Source organism: Microbacterium sp. BLY (assembly GCF_017939615.1).
GTDB lineage: Bacteria > Actinomycetota > Actinomycetes > Actinomycetales > Microbacteriaceae > Microbacterium.
Genome location: NZ_JAGKSR010000001.1, coordinates 43403 through 60147, shown reverse-complemented (window position 1 = coordinate 60147; position 16745 = coordinate 43403). Strand labels below are relative to the sequence as shown.

The following is a 16745-nucleotide window of genomic DNA, read 5'->3' as shown; positions in this document are numbered from 1 at the left end:
CGATCAGATATCGCGCGGGGCGGGGCGCGCTGACCGCTGTGCCGCGAGCTCCGCGATGCGTCCGCGCGCCAGGAACCAGCCGCCGATGAGAGCGGGGATCAGGACGCCGAGGCTCGCGACCGTCCAGGTGCCGGTCGGATAGTCGAAGGCCATGAGCACGATGACCGACGCCAGGAACACCAGCGTGAGATACGACGTGTACGGGGCGCCGAACAGCCGGAACGCCGGGCGCTCGAGCACACCGCGTCTCGACAGCCGGTAGAGGCGGAGCTGGCAGATGATGATGGTCGCCCACGCGGCGATGATCCCGATCGCGCTCAGGTTCAGCACGATCTCGAACGCCTCTTCGGGAACCACGGCGTTGAGCAGCACACCGGCGAGGGCGAACACGGCCGTGACGAGGATGCCGACGACGGGCACCCCGCGCCGGCTCATGCGTCCGGTCGCACGCGGGGCGGCGCCCGAGGCGGCGAGGGACCGGAACACGCGGCCGGTGGAGTACAGGCCGGCGTTGAGGCCGGAGACCGCGGCCGTGATCACGATGAAGTTCATGGTGCTCCCCGCCACCGCTCCGACCGCCGGCCCGCCGATGTGGGAGAAGAACGTCACGAAGGGGCTCTCGCCGGCGCGGTACACCGTGTACGGCAGCAGGAGCGCCAGGAGCAGCACTGAACCGACGTAGAACACCGCGATGCGGAGGATCACCGAGTTGACCGCCCGGGGCATCACCTTCTCCGGGTTCTCCGTCTCGCCGGCCGCGGTCCCGACGAGCTCGATCGACGCGTAGGCGAACACGACCCCCTGCATCACGATCACGGCGGGCAGGACCCCCTCGGGGGCGAAGCCGCCGTTCGCTGTGAGCATCGCCAGGCCCGTCGGCCCCTGGTCGGTCTCCCAGCCGGCGGCGAGGAAGACCACGCCGATCACGAGGAACAGCGCGAGCGCGGCGACCTTCACGAGGGAGAACCAGAACTCCATCTCGCCGAAGAGGCGGACCGAGACGAGGTTGAGTCCGACCACGACGATCAGGGCGATCAGCGCGAGGAGCCACTGCGGCACGACGCGGAACGCCGACCAGTAGTGCACGTACAGCGCGACGGCGGTCGAGTCGACGATGGCGACCATGCCCCAGTTGAGCAGGTAGAGCCAGCCGGCGGCGAACGCCAGCTTCTCGCCGGAGAACTCCCGCGCGTAGGAGATGAACGATCCCGATGACGGGCGGTGGATCACCAGTTCGCCGAGGGCGCGGAGGATGAAGAACGCGAACACCCCGCAGACCAGATACGACACCGCGAGCGGCGGCCCGGCGGCGTGCAGGCGCCCGCCGGCGCCCATGAAGAGGCCCGTGCCGATCGCGCCGCCGAGGGCGATCATCTGCAGGTGCCGGGCCTTCAACGCCGTGCGATACCCGGTCTGCTCGTGGGTGAAGTCCTGGGCCGAGGTCAGCACGTCGCCGAGCCGCTCCCGCTCGTTCTCCCGTGCCGCCGCGGACCCGTCCGCTGCCTGTGCTTCCTCGGTCGCCATCGCTTCTCCTGCCCTCGGGACGCATGGCGATCGGCTCGGCGCACGCGTGGATGCGGCCCGCCGGATACGACGCTAGCGGGTCCGGACGCCGTCACCGCCTGCGCACCGGTATACAACGTGAGGCCTCGCTCTCACGCCGGAGCCACGGCCTCCCAGGGCAGCGTCAGCTCGCCCAGTCGCCACCGGCTGCGCCCGCCCTGCACCGGCCAGCCGCTCTCCCGCAGCGCGGCGACCGCCGCCAGGAATCGCTGCGTGGCCCCGAACGCCGACAACGGCGCCGCGCGATCCCACTCGCGATCGAGATCGACGAGGAGGGCGTGGACGCGTTCACCGGGGACGTTCCGGTGGATGAGCGCCTTGGGCAGGCGCTCCGCCACGATGCTCGGATGCTCCAGCTCCCGCAGCCGCAGGGAGATCGTCAGGCGGAGCGGAGTGCCGCCGGGGTCGACATCGACCCAGCTCGCGACGCGACCGATCTCGTCGCACGTCCCCTCCACGAGCAGCCCTGAGGGGGAGAGGCGCCCGGCCATCGTGCGCCACGCGTCCGCGACCTCGTGCTCCTCGTACTGACGCAGGACGTTCATCGCCCGGATGACCGCCGGACGCCGCCCGCCCGGAAGCGGCACCTCGAACCCGCCGCGGCCGAACGAGACCCGGAGGTCCGCCGGGAACGGCGTGCGTCCGGCGCGGACCTCCGCCCGTTGACGGTCGGCCGTCGCGACCCGCTCCGGATCCAGTTCCAGGCCCCAGACCTCGGCGTCGGGCCGCACGCGACGCAGCCGGGCGGCGAGCTCGAAGGCGGTCACGCCGCTGGCGCCGAAACCGAGATCGACGACGAGCGGATCCGCGGCACGGCGGAAGGCGGGGGACGCGGCGATCCATCGGTCGTTCCGGCGCAGCCGGTTCGTCCCGGTCGTGCCGCGGGTCGGCCGACCGAGGGGAGATGACGCCATACGTCCATCCTCCCTCCTCCGCCGCTGTGCCCGATCCGCGCCCCGGATAAACTGGCGGCATGACTGCGAAGCGCACCCTGATCCTGCTCCGCCACGGCCAGAGCGAGTGGAACGAACTGAACCTCTTCACCGGCTGGGTGGACGTCCGCCTGACCGAGCAGGGCAAGGGCGAGGCCCGTCGCGGCGGCGAGCTCCTCGCCGAGTCCGGCATCCTCCCCGACGTGCTGCACACGTCGCTGCTGAGCCGGGCGATCCAGACCGCCGACATCGCGCTGGACGCCGCCGACCGGCTGTGGATCCCGGTGAAGCGGTCGTGGCGCCTCAACGAGCGCCACTACGGCGCTCTGCAGGGCAAGGACAAGGCGCAGACGCTCGAGGAGTTCGGTCCCGAGCAGTTCCAGCTGTGGCGCCGGTCGTTCGACGTCCCGCCGCCCCCGCTCGACGACGCGAGCGAGTTCAGCCAGGTCGGCGACGCCCGGTACGAGGGCATCGACGGCGAGGTCCCGCGGACGGAGTCGCTCAAGCTCGTCATCGACCGGCTGCTGCCGTACTGGGACGCGGAGATCGTCCCGGACCTGGAAGCCGGTAAGACGGTGCTCGTGACGGCGCACGGCAACTCGCTGCGCGGCCTCGTCAAGCACCTGGAGGGGATCAGCGACGACGACATCGCGGGCCTCAACATCCCCACCGGCATCCCGCTCGTGTACGAGCTCGACGAGCACAACGCGCCGACGGGCCCCGGCCGCTACCTCGACCCGGAGGCCGCCGCCGCCGGTGCCGCGGCCGTCGCCGCCCAGGGCAAGAAGTAACCCGAGACCCCGGTTCCACGTCGAGACCCCCTGCTGCACGCGACTGCAGTAGGGGGTCTCGACGATGGAGGGGGTGTCGCGTCAGGCGTGACCGAGCTGCTCCTGCTGCTCGACGGCGAGGGTGATGTCCTCCTCCTCGACGTTCCAGTCGCCCGTCGCGAGGTAGACGACCTTCTTGGCCACGGCGACCGCGTGGTCGGCGAAGCGCTCGTGGTACCGGCTGGCGAGGGTGGCGTCGACGGTCGCGACGGCCTCGCCCTTCCAGTTGTCGCTGAGCACCTTCTCGAAGACGCTCGCGTGGAGCTCGTCCACATCGTCGTCCGCGTTGCGGATGGCGTCCGCGAACTTCAGGTCCTGCGTGCGGAGCAGCTCCGCGAGCGTGCGGGAGATCTCGACGTCCAGCTCGCCCATCTTCACGAACGTCCCCTTGAGGCCCTTCGGGATCGCGCGCTCCGGGAAGCGCAGCCGCGCGAGCTGGGCGATGTGCTCGGACATGTCGCCCATGCGCTCGAGGGAGGCGCTGACGCGCAGCGCCGTCACGACGATCCGCAGGTCGCGCGCGACCGGCTGCTGGCGGGCGAGGATCTCGATGGCCTGCTCGTCCAGCGCGACGGCCAGCTCGTCGATCTTGGCGTCGTCGGCGATGACCTCCTCGGCCAGGGCGACGTCGCTGGTGGCGAAGGCGCGCGTCGCCTTGTCGATGGAGACCGTGACGAGCTCGGCGATCTCGACGAGGCGGGACTGCAGGTCCTCGAGGGACTGGTGGAAGACTTCGCGCATGGTGGCGCAACCTTTCATTCGGATCCCGGCTGTCGGTCCAGCGCGGGGCGGCGGGGCGTCCGCAGGGGGTGGGCTGCGCGCACGCAGGCCTGAAGCGATTGTCTGCTCCGAAGGTTAACGAACGGTGCCCAGCGAGTGAATAGTACGTCGCCGCTCCCCGTGATGGCGCGGAAACCCGCCGGACCGACGGTGAACGCGCTCTACGCTGGAGTCATGACCCTGCCGCAGCTCGCGCTGTCCTCCCTCGCCATCGGGTTGGCGATCGGGGTGGGCCTCTCGCTCCTCGTCGTCTGGGCCTACCGGGCGAGGGCGCGGGCGGAGGAGGAGACGTCGATGACGATCCCGTCCGGGATCACCGAGGTGCTGCGCAGCATGGACGACGCCGCCTGCGTCGTGGACGTCTCCGGTCTCGTGCTCGCGACCTCCCAGGCCGCCGCACGCTTCGGGATCGAGGTCGGCTCGACGCTGGACAACCCGGAGCTGCGCCTGCTGGTGCGCGGCGTCCGATCGACGGGGGACACCGCGACGGAGTCCCTGCGGATCACCCGGGGCGGGCTCAGCCTCGACCCGCGCCTCGTGTCCGCGCGGGCCAGCGCGATCGGGTCGCGTCTCGTGCTCCTCATCATCCGCGACGTGACAGAGCAGGAGCGTCTGGACCAGATGCGCCGGGACTTCGTGGCCAACACGAGCCACGAGCTCAAGACGCCCGTCGGTGCGGTGAGCCTGCTCGCCGAGGCCATCGAGTCGGCTGCCGACGACCCCGCCCAGGTGCGGGCGTTCGCATCCCGGATCTCGGCCGAGGCGGGCCGTCTCGGACAGCTGACCGGACGCATCATGAGCCTGTCGCGTCTGCAGGCCGAGGACGGACTCACCGAGGTGGCCCCGGTGTCGATCGACGAGGTCATCGCCTCCTCCATCGAGGCGCATGTCGTGCAGGCCGACTCCGCGGGCGTCGAACTGGCCCGCGGGGGCGACCGAGGGGTCTGGGTCCGTGGAGACGCGCAGATCCTCATCGAGGCCGTCGGCAACCTCATCGCCAACGCCATCGTGTACTCGCCCCGCGGCTCCCGGGTCGGTGTGGGGGTCAAGGCCGATGACGACGTCGTGGAGATCGCCGTGTCCGACCAGGGCATCGGGATCGCCGAGGCGGACCGGGAGCGGATCTTCGAACGGTTCTACCGCGCCGACGAGGCCCGGTCCCGACGCACCGGCGGGACGGGCCTCGGGCTCTCCATCGTGAAACACGCCACCCAGCGGCACGGGGGAGAGGTGCGGCTCTGGTCCCGGCCGGGGCGGGGGTCGACCTTCACCATCCGGCTGCCGCGCATCGACGCCCCCGCGAACGCCAAGCAGGGCAAGAAGAACAAGAAGAAGCGCACGCGCAAGAGCGCCCCGACGACGGGGGCCATCCGCGTCCGAAACGGAGAGACCGCATGACCCGCATCCTTCTCGTCGAAGACGAGCCCGACCTCGCCGACCCGCTCGCGTACCTCCTGCGTCGCGAGGGCTACGAGGTGGAGATCGCCGAGGACGGCCCCGGCGCGCTGACGGCCTTCCGGGAACGCGGTGCCGACATCGTCCTGCTCGACCTCATGCTCCCGGGAATGCCGGGGACGGAGGTGTGCCGGCAGATCCGGTCGACCTCGGCGGTGCCGATCATCATGCTCACCGCGAAGGACTCCGAGGTCGACATCGTCGTGGGGCTCGAGCTCGGCGCGGACGACTACATCACCAAGCCGTACTCGTCGCGGGAGCTGCTCGCCCGGATGCGGGCGGTGCTGCGACGGGTGGTGCAGGCCGAGGGCGAGCTCGACGAGCGGGTGCTCGAGGGCGGCCGGGTGTCGCTCGACATCGATCGGCACACGGTGACGGTCGCCGGTGAGCAGATCAACATGCCGTTGAAGGAGTTCGAGCTCCTCGAGGTGCTGATGCGCAACTCCGGTCGTGTGCTGACGCGCGGTCAGCTCATCGACCGCGTGTGGGGCAGCGACTACTTCGGCGACACGAAGACGCTCGACGTGCACATCAAGCGCATCCGCTCGCGCATCGAGGAGAACCCGAGCGAGCCCGTGATGCTCGTCACCGTCCGGGGCCTCGGCTACCGCTTCGAGGGCTGAGTGCACGCGCGAGAGGCCGGCACCCGTGGGGTGCCGGCCTCTCGGAGCGTCAGGGACTCAGTCCTCTTCGGGGGCGAGGTCCGTGTAGTACGGCAGCGTGCCGTCCAGAACCGGGACCTCGGTGGTGACGCCGGCGGAGTCGCCGGACTGGAAGTGCATGGCGACGGTCGCGCCGGGCATGGTGTCGAGGTCGACGATGCGCAGCGGCTCCTCGTCGGCGCCGAGGCTGATCGATCCGCCGGCGGGCACCGTGATCATGAAGGGGTCGCTGCCCTCCAGGGAGATGGTGAGGGTGCCGCGCTCCTGCGTCGGGTTGACGATCGCGCCGACGAAGTTACCGACGGTGCCGTCCTCGTTCGCGATGATCAGGGCGTTGCGGACGACGACGGGGCCGTCCTGATCCGAGACGTTCACACCGTCGGAGGCGGCGTATTCGGTCTTCGTCGCCTGCGGGGTGATGAACGTGCACCCGGTCGCGCCGAGCAGAACGACGGCGCTGATGGCGACAGACGCGACAAGGCGCGATTTCACGGGTCCTCCTGAGGTCCGGCGGGATATCCGTCCCCATTCTATGGGTAAGTCGTCGGGGCTGCCGGGACCAGGAAGCGCGAACCTTAGCGCATATCCCCTGTGGTATCCTTGAGGTTGCCGAAAGGACATGTTTTTATGCTTTTTGAGGTTGGCGAGACCGTCGTCTATCCGCACCATGGCGCTGCGACCATCATCGAGGTCAAGGAGCGCATCATCAAGGGCGAGGCGAAGAAGTACCTGAAGCTCAACGTCACGCAGGGCGATCTCATCATCGAGGTCCCGGCCGAGAACGTCGACCTCGTCGGCGTCCGCGACGTGATCGGCAAGGAAGGCCTCGACCACGTGTTCGAGGTCCTGCGCGCGCCGTTCACCGAGGAGCCCACCAACTGGTCGCGCCGCTACAAGGCGAACCTGGAGAAGCTCGCGTCCGGCGATGTCATCAAGGTGAGCGAGGTCGTGCGCGACCTGTGGCGCCGGGACCAGGACCGCGGTCTGTCCGCGGGTGAGAAGCGGATGCTGGCCAAGGCCCGGCAGATCCTCATCTCGGAGCTGGCGCTGGCGGAGAAGATCGACGAGGACAAGGCGGGCGCGCTGCTCGACGAGGTCCTCGCGTCTTGAGACGTCCTTCACGGAAGGCGGGTGCTCCGGCACCCGCCTTTCGTCGTCCCCGCGGGTAACGTGAAGCTGTGAGCATCCTCCCCGTTCCGCACACCGCCGTCATCGTCGTCGCCGCCGGCTCCGGCACCCGTCTCGACGCGGGGGCGCCCAAGGCCTTCGTCGGGATCGACGGCCACAGCATCCTCCGGCATGCCCTCGACGGCGTCTTCGCGGCCGCGCCGATGCAGGTCGTGGTCGTCGCCCCCCAGGGGTACGAGGGCGACGCGCAGACCGAGTTGCAGGCGGCGGCGGGCGACCGTGTCGACCTGGGTCGTGTGGTCACCGGGGGCACGACGAGGCAGGAGTCCGTCGCGGCGGGTCTCGCCGCGCTCTGGGGCGATGTGACGACGGTGCTCGTGCACGATGCGGCACGCGCTCTGACGCCGCCGGCGGTGATCGACGCCGTCGCGGCCGCCGTGGTCGGCGATGCCGGGGTCGTGCCGAGTCTGCCCGTGGTCGACACGCTCAAGCGCGTGGCCGATGGGCTCGTCACGGGCGCGGTGGATCGCGCGGAGCTCGCGGCGGCGCAGACGCCGCAGGGGTTCCCGCGCGCGCTGCTGGAGGCGGCGTACGAGACCGCGGTCGCGCACGGAGCGGAGTACACCGACGACGCCGCCCTGTTCGCCGCGGCCGGGCATCCCGTGCGACTGGTGCCGGGGTCGGAGCGGTCGTTCAAGATCACCACCCCCGCCGATCTGGAACGCGCCCGTCTGCTCGTGTCCCCGCCCGCGGTGCCCGCGACGCCCCCCTCGCCGACGGTCGTGGCAGGCGCCCCGCGCGTGGGAATCGGCACCGACGTGCACGCCTTCGGCGGGGAGGGGAACCTGTGGCTGGCCGGCCTGGAGTGGCCGGGGGAGCCGGCGCTGTCCGGGCACTCCGACGGCGACGCGGTGGCGCACGCCGTCGTCGACGCGCTGCTCGGGGCGGCGGGACTCGGCGACATCGGCGAGCACTTCGGCACCGCCCACCCGGAGTACGCGGGTGCCCACGCCGACGTGTTCCTGTCGCGCACCGGAGAGCTCCTGGCCGAGGCGGGCTTCGCGGTCGGCAACGTGTCGGTGCAGTTCCAGGGCAATCGCCCGCGATTCAGCGGGCGGCGCGCGGAGGCCGAGGCGGCCCTGTCGGCGGCGCTCGGCGGCGCGCCCGTGTCGGTGACGGCCACGACGACGGACGGTCTCGGATTCCCCGGACGGGGCGAGGGGATCGCCGTGACGGCCGTCGCGCTCGTCATCCCGCGTCAGGATCGGGGTCTCTCAGCGCCCGCCGAGTAGGCTTGAGCGGTGACACTCCGCCTCTACGACACCCGCGCACAGCAGCTGCGCGATTTCGTGCCTCTCGATCCCGAGAACATCACGATGTACGTGTGCGGACCCACGGTGCAGTCCGGCCCCCACATCGGCCACGTGCGCGCAGCGCTCAGCTTCGACCTCCTGCGTCGGTGGCTGGCCCATCGCTACGGGCAAGTGACGTTCGTGCGCAACGTCACCGACATCGACGACAAGGTGCTGGCCAACGCGACGGCGACCGAACCGTGGTGGGCGCTCGCGTATCGGATGGAGCAGGAGTTCACCGCGGCCTACGCGGGCGTCGGCATCCTGTCGCCCACGTACGAGCCGCGCGCGACGGCCTCCGTCCCGCAGATGCAGGAGCTCATCGCGCTGCTCATCGAGCGCGGTCACGCGTATCCCGCCCCCGACGGTTCGGGGGACGTGTACTTCGACGTGCGCTCCTGGCCGTCCTACGGCGACCTCACGCATCAGTCCGTCGACGCGATGGAGGCGGCGCAGGACGCCGATCCGCGCGGCAAGCGCAACCCGCAGGACTTCGCCCTCTGGAAGGGCGCGAAGCCGGACGAACCCGTCGACGCGACCTGGGCCTCGCCCTGGGGCCCCGGCCGGCCGGGGTGGCACATCGAGTGCTCGGCCATGGCGAAGCGCTACCTCGGCGCGGAGTTCGACATCCATGGCGGCGGGCTCGACCTCCGCTTCCCGCACCACGAGAACGAACTCGCCCAGTCGACCGCCGCGGGGGACGGCTTCGCCCGCTACTGGGTGCACAACGGGCTGGTCACGGTCGACGGGCAGAAGATGTCGAAGTCGCTCGGCAACTTCACGCTCGCTCGCGACGTGCTCGCCGAGCACGATCCCCTGGTGGTCCGCTACGCGCTCGCCGCTGCCCACTATCGATCCAGTCTCGACCTGTCCGCGTCGTCCTGGACGGAGGCGGAGGCCGCGCTCGGCCGCATCCGCTCCTTCCTGGAGCGCGCGGCCCGCGCGGCCGGCGACGGGCTCGGGGACCACGCCGCGCAGAGCCTCCCGACCGCCTTCGTCGACGCGATGGACGACGACCTGGGTGTCCCTCAGGCGCTCGCGGTCGTGCACGAGAGCGTGCGGGCCGGGAACTCGGCTCTGGACGCGGGCGACACGGCCGCGGCGCTGGACGCGGCACGGGCGGTGCGGGCGATGACGAGGATACTGGGGCTGCACCCGGGAGCGGGCTCGCCGACCGGCGGGGACGCGCAGGCGGCGGCGCTCGACGCGCTGGTGCAGGAGATGATCGCGCAGCGCGCCACCGCGCGCGCGGAGAAGGACTGGGCGGCGGCGGATCGCATCCGAGACGCGATCGCCGCCGCAGGAATCACGCTGGAGGACACTCCGGCCGGAACTCATTGGAGTATCGATGGCTAAGCCAGGGCGCCCCGGCGCGAGCAAGGGAAACAAGAAGGGCCCGACCAAGGGCACGGGCGGACTCGGGCGCAAGGCGCTCGAGGGACGCGGGCCCACGCCGAAGGCGGAGGACCGCGCCTGGCACCCCGCGGGCAAGCGCAAGGCCGCGGCCGAGCGCTATGCAGCCGCGGGAGGGAAGGGCAAGCCCGCCGGACGTCCGGCATCGGGTGGCAACCCCAACCGCACCGCCAGGTCGAAGGACAACACGAACGACACCGAGACGGTCACCGGGCGCAACTCGGTGCTCGAGGCGCTGCGCGCGAAGATCCCGGCGACCGCGATGTACATCGCACAGCGCGTCGAGATGGACGACCGTGTCAAGGAGATGCTGTCGATCGCGACCCACCGCGACATCCCGGTGCTCGAGGTCACCCGCCAGGAGCTCGACCGGATGGCCGGCTTCGACGGGGTGCACCAGGGCGTGGCGCTCAAGGTGCCGCCCTACGAGTACGCGCACCCGCAGGACCTTCTGGAAGAGGTCATCGACCGCGGCGAGACGCCGCTGTTCGTCGCCCTCGACGGCATCACCGACCCGCGCAACCTCGGTGCGATCATCCGCTCCACGGCGGCGTTCGGCGGCCACGGCATCATCCTGCCGCAGCGGCGCTCCGCCGGCGTGAACTCGGCGGCCTGGAAGACCAGCGCGGGGGCGGCGGCCCGGATCCCCGTGGCGCTGGCCACCAACCTCACGACGCAGCTCAAGGAGTTCAAGAAGCAGGGTGTGTTCGTCCTCGGCCTGGACGGTGACGGCGACGTCTCGCTGCCCGCGCTGGAGCTGGCGGACCGCCCGGTGGTCATCGTCGTCGGTTCGGAGGGCAAGGGGCTCTCCCGCCTCGTGACCGAGACCTGCGATCAGATCGTCTCCATCCCCATCTCCGCGGCGACCGAGTCGCTGAACGCCGGTATCGCCGCGTCCGTCGCGCTGTATCAGGTGGCCACCGTCCGCGCGGCCGCCGACTGACCGAGAGGAACAGAGCATGGCCCGCATCATCGTCCTGGGAGGAACCGGCTACGCCGGACGTCACATCGTCGCCGAGGCGGTGAGCCGCGACCACGCCGTCGTCGCCATCTCCCGCTCGGTTCCCGCGGATCCGGTCGCCGGTGCCGCGTACGTGCAGGGCTCGGCGCTCGACCCGGCGTCGCTGGCCGAGGTGTTCAGCGGTGCCGACGCGGTCGTCTCCGCCCTGTCGCCCCGCGGCGACATGGAGGACCGTGTCCTGGAGGCGCTCACCAACGTCATCGCGCTGCTCGACGGCACGGAGACCCGACTGGGCGTCGTGGGCGGTGCCGGAGGGAGTCTCGTCGCTCCCGGCGGACCGCGGCTGTTCGACCAGGGCTTCCCGGAGGAGTACAAGCACGAAGCGCAGGTCGGCATCGACTCGCTCGCGCTCCTGGAGAGCACGGGGGAGGGACTGGACTGGTTCTTCGTGCATCCCGCCGAGGTGTTCGGGCCGTGGGCCGAGGGCGAGCGCACGGGGCACTACCGCGACGGTGGCGATGTGCTCGTCCGCGACGACGAGGGCAAGTCCTTCATCTCGGGAGCGGACTTCGCCGTGGCGATCGTCGACGAGATCGAGCAGGGGAACCACCACCGGGAGCGGTTCACGGTCGGCTACTGACGCCCGTCCTCCCGCCGGGGGAGCGACCGCCGCACGGCATCAGACGAGATCGCGCCAGTCGACGTCGTCCTCGTCGTCGGCGAGCGAGAGCGTGCCGGTGACGACCGGGAGGCTCATCGTCTCCGTCGGCGGTCCCATGATGGTGGCCTCGTCGCGGCGGTGACGGAGCACGTCGTTGATGTAGCTCGTCAGCACCTCCGCCAGGGCGACCGAGCGTCCCTGCGCCTGGGACAGGTACCACCGGTGCTCCAGCACCTGGTGGAACACCTCGGCGGGCTCGAGTTTGGCGCGCAGGTCGTACGGGATCGCCCGGACGACCGGCTCGAACACGCGCGTGAGCCACTCGTGGGCGTACATCTCCTCATCGGCCCACTGCTTCGTGGAACGGGCGCGGAACTCGTCGAGGTCGTTGAGGAGCCGCCGCGCCTGGTTCTCTTCGACGTCGAGGCCGGTGAGGCGGATGAGACGCCGTTGATGATGGCCGGCGTCGACCACCTTCGGCTGGATCTCGACGACGGTGCCGTCCGCGGTCGTCGACATCGACATCTCGTCGATGTCGAATCCGAGCGCGTTGAGCCGCTCGACGCGTTCGGTGATCCGCCAGGTCTCGGCGGCGGAGAACGACTCCTGTGCGGTGAGTTCGGCCCACAGCGAGCGGTAGGAGGACACGATGCCGTCCGCGATCGCGACGGCGTCGACCCCGTGCTCCAGGCGTCCGCCGGCGGCGAGGTCCATGATCTCGCCGGCGATGTTCGTCCGGGCGAGGTCGAGGTCGTAGGCGCGCTGACCGTCGGTCAGTCCCTCTTCGTGCAGCTCACCGGTCTCCGCGTCGACGAGGTACGCCGCGAATGCCCCGGCATCCCGACGGAACAGCGTGTTGGAGAGCGAGACGTCGCCCCAGTAGAAGCCCACGTTGTGCAGGCGGACGAGCAGCAGCGCCAGCGCATCCACGAGGCGGGTGGCGGTGTCCGGGCGGAGAACGCGCGTGAACAGCGCGCGATACGGCATGGAGAAGCGCAGATGCGAGGTGACGAGGGCCGCGGGCAGCGGGGCCCCGGAGGAGTCGGTGCGGCCGGCGATCACGGCGACGCGCTCCACGCAGGGCACGTCGAGCCGAGACAGGTTGCCCAGCATCTCGTACTCCCGTCGAGCCATCTCCGTCGTCGTCTCCTTGACGGCCACGACCCGGCCCGACAGGTCGGCGAAGCGGACGAGGTGACGCGACAGGCCCTTGGGCAGCGAGACGATGTGCTCGGAGGGCCACTTCTCCAGGGGTGTCGACCACGGCAGCGCGAGCAGCCCGGGGTCGACGGTCTTGGCGGTGATCCGGAGGGATTCCTGCATGGGAGCTCCTGAGGGGTACCGGGGAAAAGACGCGGCGCGGGCGACCGAAGTCAGCCCGCGCCGCGGATGGTGCTCTCCGATCAGGCGGAGACGACCGGCTTGTCGTTCAGGCGGTCGCCCGACTCCTGGTCGAAGGCGTGGACGTGGCCCGGGTTCGCCGCGAGGGTGACGGTCTCACCCGCGTTCGGGTGGTTGCGGCCGTCGACGCGGGCGACGAGGTCGGTGCGCTTGCCGTTGATCTCGGTGTGGCCGTACAGGTAGCCGTCGGCGCCGAGCTCCTCGACGAGGTCGACGACGACCGAGAGGCCCTTGCCGTCGGCCGGACCGACCGTGATGTCCTCCGGGCGGACGCCCACGGTGACCTGCGAGCCGTTGGCACGACCGACTGTGTCGCGGTCGAGCGGCACGATCTCGGTGCCGAAGCGCACGCCGCCGTCGGCCAGGTCGGCCGAGAAGAGGTTCATGGCCGGCGAGCCGATGAAGCCGGCGACGAACACGTTCTCCGGCTTCTCGTAGAGGTCGCGCGGGGTGCCCACCTGCTGGAGCAGGCCGTCCTTCAGCACGGCGATGCGGTCACCCATCGTGAGCGCCTCGGTCTGGTCGTGCGTGACGTAGACGGTGGTGACGCCCAGGCGACGCTGCAGCGACGCGATCTGCGTACGGGTCTGGACGCGGAGCTTGGCGTCGAGGTTCGACAGCGGCTCGTCCATGAGGAACACCTGCGGCTGGCGGACGATCGCGCGGCCCATCGCGACACGCTGACGCTGACCACCCGAGAGGGCCTTCGGCTTGCGGGTCAGGTACTGCTCCAGGTCGAGGAGCTTGGCGGCCTCGAGGACGCGGGCGGCCCGCTCCTCCTTGCCGACGCCGGCGATCTTGAGCGCGAAGCCCATGTTCTCGGCGACCGTCATGTGCGGGTACAGCGCGTAGTTCTGGAAGACCATCGCGATGTCGCGGTCCTTCGGCGGCACATCGGTGACGTCGCGGTCGCCGATGAGGATGCGGCCGGAGTTGACCTCTTCGAGGCCGGCGAGCATGCGGAGGGAGGTGGACTTACCGCAACCGGAGGGACCGACCAGGACGAGGAACTCGCCGTCGCCCACCTCGAGGTTGAGCTTGTCGACAGCCGGACGGGTGCCGCCCGGGTAGAGGCGGGTGGCCTCGTCGAAAGTCACAGATGCCATCGTGTTTCTCCTTCACCGGCAGGTACGTGCCGGACGATCCGTAGTGAATGAAGCGGCGGAGCGACCCGCCGTGACCCTTCATCGGGTCGGGATCAGTATGGCACGAACGCCCGCACCTGGGTATTTCTCAGCCTCACTGGTTAGCATCGAACCCGGCCGTGCGCAGCGGCGATCGCCGCCCGACGGCGGTCGGGGCCAACCCGGACCCCCTGAGACTCAAGAGGAACGATGTCGAGCGACGAAACGCCGAACGTCCCCGCACCTCGCACTTCGCGCGAGGCCGTGCGGGAGAAGGCCCAGAAGGTGCACGCCCAGCAGTCGCGGGCGCGTCTCATGCGACGGATCATCATCGGTGCGGTCGCGATCATCGCGGTCGGCGCGATCGGAACCGCCGTGACCCTCGCGGTGACCTCCCAGACCTCCAAGCCGCAGCTGAGCCCGAGCGGCATGCAGGAGGACGGCGTCGTGGTGACGGACATCGCCTCCGCCGCGATCGCGGGTTCCGCGTCGGACACCCCCGCCCCCGAGCCCTCCGAGGCCGGCGCCACGGAGACGCCGTCGCCCGAGCCGTCCGCAGCCGGCGCCGTGGATGTGCACGTGTACGTCGACTACCTGTCGCCCGATGCGGGCAAGTTCGAGCGCGCCAACGCCCGGCTCCTCGCGCAGTGGATCGAGGACGGCGCGGCCACCGTCAGCTACCACCCGGTCGCGCTCCTCACCGCCAGCTCCAACGGCACCAAGTACTCGCTGCGTTCCGCGGCGGCGGCGGCCTGCGTGGCCACGCACTCGCCGGACCAGTTCTACGCCTTCAACCACGACCTCCTGGACGACCAGCCTGAGGTGGGCAGTGACGGGATGTCCGACGAGGAGCTCGCGAATCTCGCGGGCGCCGTCGGCGTGGACAACACCAAGACGGTGCGCTCCTGCATCCGGGACGGCGACTACATCAGCTGGGCGAAGGAGGCGACCGCGCGAGCGCTCGACGGGCCTCTTCCCGGTTCCGACGACCTCGTCCTCACCGCCGCCCCGATGATCATCGTCAACGGCGAGGCGTATGTCGGCGCCCTGGACGACCCGCAGGAGCTGTCCACGTTCGTGATGTCCGTCGCGAGCGAGGCGTACTACGAGTCCGCATCCCCGACGCCCACTCCGACGGCGACCTCGGCGCCGGCGAAGTAGTCCGCCGCGTGTCCCGGCCATCGCTAAGCTGTGATGGCATCCGCCGACTTGGCGCAATTGGTAGCGCACCGTACTTGTAATACGGGGGTTACGGGTTCGAGTCCCGTAGTCGGCTCTCTCGATCGACTCACCCCGCATCCTGATCCGGGGTGAGTCTCTCCCTCCCGTCGTCCCGCCACTCCCGGTGGGCGACGACCTCGGCGTGCCCAGGATTCGCGTAAAACGTTGGAGGGTGTTATGTTACTCCGGTGCAGGTGGCCGGCACCCCGCCCCGGTCACCTGCGCACCTTCTTCGTCCCTGCGGATCATGACGTTTCGTGTCCGCGGGGGAATGCGGGAACGGTCTCCGACGGTTGTCCCGGATATGACCCGCATCGGTAGCAGCGACCTCGACGTCTTCCCCCTCGCCCTCGGCGGCAACGTGTTCGGCTGGACCGCCGACCGCGACACCTCGTTCGCCGTGCTCGAAGCCTTCCTCGATGGCGGCGGCGACTTCATCGACACCGCGGACGCCTACAGCGCCTGGGTGCCGGGGAACGAGGGCGGCGAGAGCGAGACGATCATCGGTGCGTGGCTGGCTTCGCGCCGTCCGCAGGGCGTGGTCGTCGCCACCAAGGTCAGCCAGCACCCCGCCTTCCGCGGTCTCTCCGCCGACAACGTCCGCCGCGCGGCCGAAGCCTCTCTCGGGCGGCTCGGGGTCGACGAGATCGACCTCTACTACGCGCACTTCGACGACGAGTCCGTACCGCTGGAGGAGACGGTGGGGGCGTTCGGCGCCCTGGTGGCGGACGGGCTCGTGCGACACGTGGCCGTGTCGAACTACTCGGCCGACCGCATCCGCCAGTGGATCGAGATCGCGGACCGCCTGGGCGTCGCCCGCCCGGTCGCGATCCAGCCGCACTACAACCTCGTGCACCGCAACGAGGTCGAGGACACCGTCATCCCCGTCGCGGAGGAGTTCGGACTCGGGCTCGTGCCCTACTACGCCCTGGCCAGTGGCTTCCTGACCGGCAAGTACCGCTCGACGGACAGCGCGGGGGAGGGGTCACCGCGGGCGGGCGGTGCCGCGAAGTACGCCACCGCCGCGGGCCTGCGGATCATCGACGCGCTGGAGGAGATCGGCGCGGGGCACGACGCCTCGGTCGCCGCGACGGCGCTGGCGTGGCTGCGGGCGCAGCCGACGGTCGTGGCGCCGATCGCGAGCGCGCGGACGGTCGACCAGGTGCCCGACCTGCTGGCCGGTGCGCGACTGGAGCTGTCGTCCGAGGAGGTCGAGCGTCTGAACCGCGTGTCGGCCTGGACGCCCCCGCAGGGCTGACCGC

Annotated in this window: 16 protein-coding genes and 1 tRNA gene; 11 read left to right on the top strand and 6 right to left on the bottom strand. The window is 70.6% G+C overall.

Annotated elements, in window-relative coordinates; genetic code table 11:
* Positions 1-3 precede the first annotated feature (3 nt).
* Together KAF39_RS00325 and KAF39_RS00320 are read right to left on the bottom strand one after the other, a co-directional pair.
* The gene (locus KAF39_RS00325) at positions 4-1524 is read right to left on the bottom strand and encodes an amino acid permease (protein WP_210675461.1); all 1521 of its coding nucleotides are present in this window, start codon (positions 1522-1524) and stop codon (positions 4-6) included.
* Positions 1525-1655: 131 nt separating this feature from the next.
* Entirely contained in the window at positions 1656-2477 is an 822-nt protein-coding gene (locus KAF39_RS00320; RefSeq protein WP_210675460.1) for a class I SAM-dependent methyltransferase, read from the bottom strand.
* Between the two features lie 59 nt (positions 2478-2536).
* Between KAF39_RS00320 and KAF39_RS00315 the strand changes: the two genes are divergently transcribed.
* On the top strand, positions 2537-3286 hold the full coding sequence (locus KAF39_RS00315; protein ID WP_210675459.1) for a phosphoglyceromutase: 750 nt from the start codon (positions 2537-2539) through the stop codon (positions 3284-3286).
* Positions 3287-3367: 81 nt separating this feature from the next.
* Here KAF39_RS00315 and phoU read toward each other — a convergent pair whose 3' ends face one another.
* On the bottom strand, positions 3368-4066 hold the full coding sequence (gene phoU / locus KAF39_RS00310; RefSeq protein WP_210675458.1) for a phosphate signaling complex protein PhoU: 699 nt from the start codon (positions 4064-4066) through the stop codon (positions 3368-3370).
* Positions 4067-4279: 213 nt separating this feature from the next.
* Between phoU and KAF39_RS00305 the strand changes: the two genes are divergently transcribed.
* On the top strand, positions 4280-5503 hold the full coding sequence (locus tag KAF39_RS00305; RefSeq protein ID WP_210675457.1) for a cell wall metabolism sensor histidine kinase WalK: 1224 nt from the start codon (positions 4280-4282) through the stop codon (positions 5501-5503).
* A complete protein-coding gene (locus tag KAF39_RS00300; RefSeq protein ID WP_210675456.1) occupies positions 5500-6183 on the top strand; it encodes a response regulator transcription factor in 684 nt (227 codons plus the stop codon). Before KAF39_RS00305 ends, KAF39_RS00300 begins: the two co-directional genes overlap by 4 nt.
* 57 nt (positions 6184-6240) lie before the next feature.
* On the opposite strand, the gene KAF39_RS00295 is transcribed toward KAF39_RS00300, so the two are convergent.
* A complete protein-coding gene (locus KAF39_RS00295; RefSeq protein ID WP_210675455.1) occupies positions 6241-6714 on the bottom strand; it encodes a DNA modification methylase in 474 nt (157 codons plus the stop codon).
* Between the two features lie 135 nt (positions 6715-6849).
* Between KAF39_RS00295 and KAF39_RS00290 the strand changes: the two genes are divergently transcribed.
* The 5 genes from KAF39_RS00290 (at position 6850) to KAF39_RS00270 (ending at position 11716) form a co-directional block, all read left to right on the top strand.
* Positions 6850-7332 carry a CarD family transcriptional regulator gene (locus tag KAF39_RS00290; protein ID WP_045255828.1) on the top strand — a complete coding sequence of 161 codons (483 nt, stop codon included), beginning with the start codon at positions 6850-6852 and terminating at the stop codon, positions 7330-7332.
* 68 nt (positions 7333-7400) lie between these two features.
* Positions 7401-8642, top strand: coding sequence for a 2-C-methyl-D-erythritol 4-phosphate cytidylyltransferase (ispD, locus tag KAF39_RS00285; protein ID WP_210675454.1), 1242 nt, complete (start codon positions 7401-7403; stop codon positions 8640-8642).
* A 9-nt stretch (positions 8643-8651) separates the two neighbouring features.
* On the top strand, positions 8652-10058 hold the full coding sequence (gene cysS, locus KAF39_RS00280) for a cysteine--tRNA ligase (RefSeq protein WP_210675453.1): 1407 nt from the start codon (positions 8652-8654) through the stop codon (positions 10056-10058).
* Positions 10051-11058: a 23S rRNA (guanosine(2251)-2'-O)-methyltransferase RlmB gene (rlmB, locus tag KAF39_RS00275; protein ID WP_210675452.1), complete on the top strand. Its 1008-nt coding sequence runs from the start codon at positions 10051-10053 to the stop codon at positions 11056-11058. Before cysS ends, rlmB begins: the two co-directional genes overlap by 8 nt.
* A 16-nt stretch (positions 11059-11074) precedes the next feature.
* Positions 11075-11716, top strand: coding sequence for an NAD(P)-dependent oxidoreductase (locus tag KAF39_RS00270; RefSeq protein ID WP_210675451.1), 642 nt, complete (start codon positions 11075-11077; stop codon positions 11714-11716).
* A gap of 39 nt (positions 11717-11755) precedes the next feature.
* On the opposite strand, the gene KAF39_RS00265 is transcribed toward KAF39_RS00270, so the two are convergent.
* Positions 11756-13060, bottom strand: a complete 1305-nt coding sequence (locus KAF39_RS00265; protein WP_210675450.1) for a DUF4032 domain-containing protein — start codon at positions 13058-13060, stop codon at positions 11756-11758.
* Between the two features lie 80 nt (positions 13061-13140).
* Positions 13141-14244 carry an ABC transporter ATP-binding protein gene (locus tag KAF39_RS00260; RefSeq protein ID WP_210675449.1) on the bottom strand — a complete coding sequence of 368 codons (1104 nt, stop codon included), beginning with the start codon at positions 14242-14244 and terminating at the stop codon, positions 13141-13143.
* 228 nt (positions 14245-14472) lie between these two features.
* Here KAF39_RS00260 and KAF39_RS00255 point away from each other — a divergent pair, with 228 nt between their 5' ends.
* The 3 genes from KAF39_RS00255 to KAF39_RS00245 all read left to right on the top strand — a co-directional run bounded on the left by KAF39_RS00255 (position 14473) and on the right by KAF39_RS00245 (position 16741).
* On the top strand, positions 14473-15423 hold the full coding sequence (locus tag KAF39_RS00255) for a thioredoxin domain-containing protein (protein WP_210675448.1): 951 nt from the start codon (positions 14473-14475) through the stop codon (positions 15421-15423).
* A 42-nt stretch (positions 15424-15465) separates the two neighbouring features.
* A tRNA-Thr gene (locus KAF39_RS00250) sits at positions 15466-15538 on the top strand.
* A gap of 249 nt (positions 15539-15787) precedes the next feature.
* Positions 15788-16741, top strand: a complete 954-nt coding sequence (locus KAF39_RS00245) for an aldo/keto reductase (protein WP_210675447.1) — start codon at positions 15788-15790, stop codon at positions 16739-16741.
* The last annotated feature ends 4 nt before the right edge of the window (positions 16742-16745 follow it).

Bases quoted from the DNA above. Each gene is read 5' to 3' on its own strand.
- KAF39_RS00325 (WP_210675461.1), bottom strand. From the start codon at position 1,524: ATGGCGACCGAGGAAGCACAGGCAGCGGACGGGTCCGCGGCGGCACGG.
- KAF39_RS00320 (WP_210675460.1), bottom strand. From the start codon at position 2,477: ATGGCGTCATCTCCCCTCGGTCGGCCGACCCGCGGCACGACCGGGACG.
- KAF39_RS00315 (WP_210675459.1), top strand. From the start codon at position 2,537: ATGACTGCGAAGCGCACCCTGATCCTGCTCCGCCACGGCCAGAGCGAG.
- phoU (WP_210675458.1), bottom strand. From the start codon at position 4,066: ATGCGCGAAGTCTTCCACCAGTCCCTCGAGGACCTGCAGTCCCGCCTC.
- KAF39_RS00305 (WP_210675457.1), top strand. From the start codon at position 4,280: ATGACCCTGCCGCAGCTCGCGCTGTCCTCCCTCGCCATCGGGTTGGCG.
- KAF39_RS00300 (WP_210675456.1), top strand. From the start codon at position 5,500: ATGACCCGCATCCTTCTCGTCGAAGACGAGCCCGACCTCGCCGACCCG.
- KAF39_RS00290 (WP_045255828.1), top strand. From the start codon at position 6,850: ATGCTTTTTGAGGTTGGCGAGACCGTCGTCTATCCGCACCATGGCGCT.
- rlmB (WP_210675452.1), top strand. From the start codon at position 10,051: ATGGCTAAGCCAGGGCGCCCCGGCGCGAGCAAGGGAAACAAGAAGGGC.
- KAF39_RS00270 (WP_210675451.1), top strand. From the start codon at position 11,075: ATGGCCCGCATCATCGTCCTGGGAGGAACCGGCTACGCCGGACGTCAC.
- KAF39_RS00265 (WP_210675450.1), bottom strand. From the start codon at position 13,060: ATGCAGGAATCCCTCCGGATCACCGCCAAGACCGTCGACCCCGGGCTG.
- KAF39_RS00260 (WP_210675449.1), bottom strand. From the start codon at position 14,244: ATGGCATCTGTGACTTTCGACGAGGCCACCCGCCTCTACCCGGGCGGC.
- KAF39_RS00255 (WP_210675448.1), top strand. From the start codon at position 14,473: ATGTCGAGCGACGAAACGCCGAACGTCCCCGCACCTCGCACTTCGCGC.
- KAF39_RS00245 (WP_210675447.1), top strand. From the start codon at position 15,788: ATGACCCGCATCGGTAGCAGCGACCTCGACGTCTTCCCCCTCGCCCTC.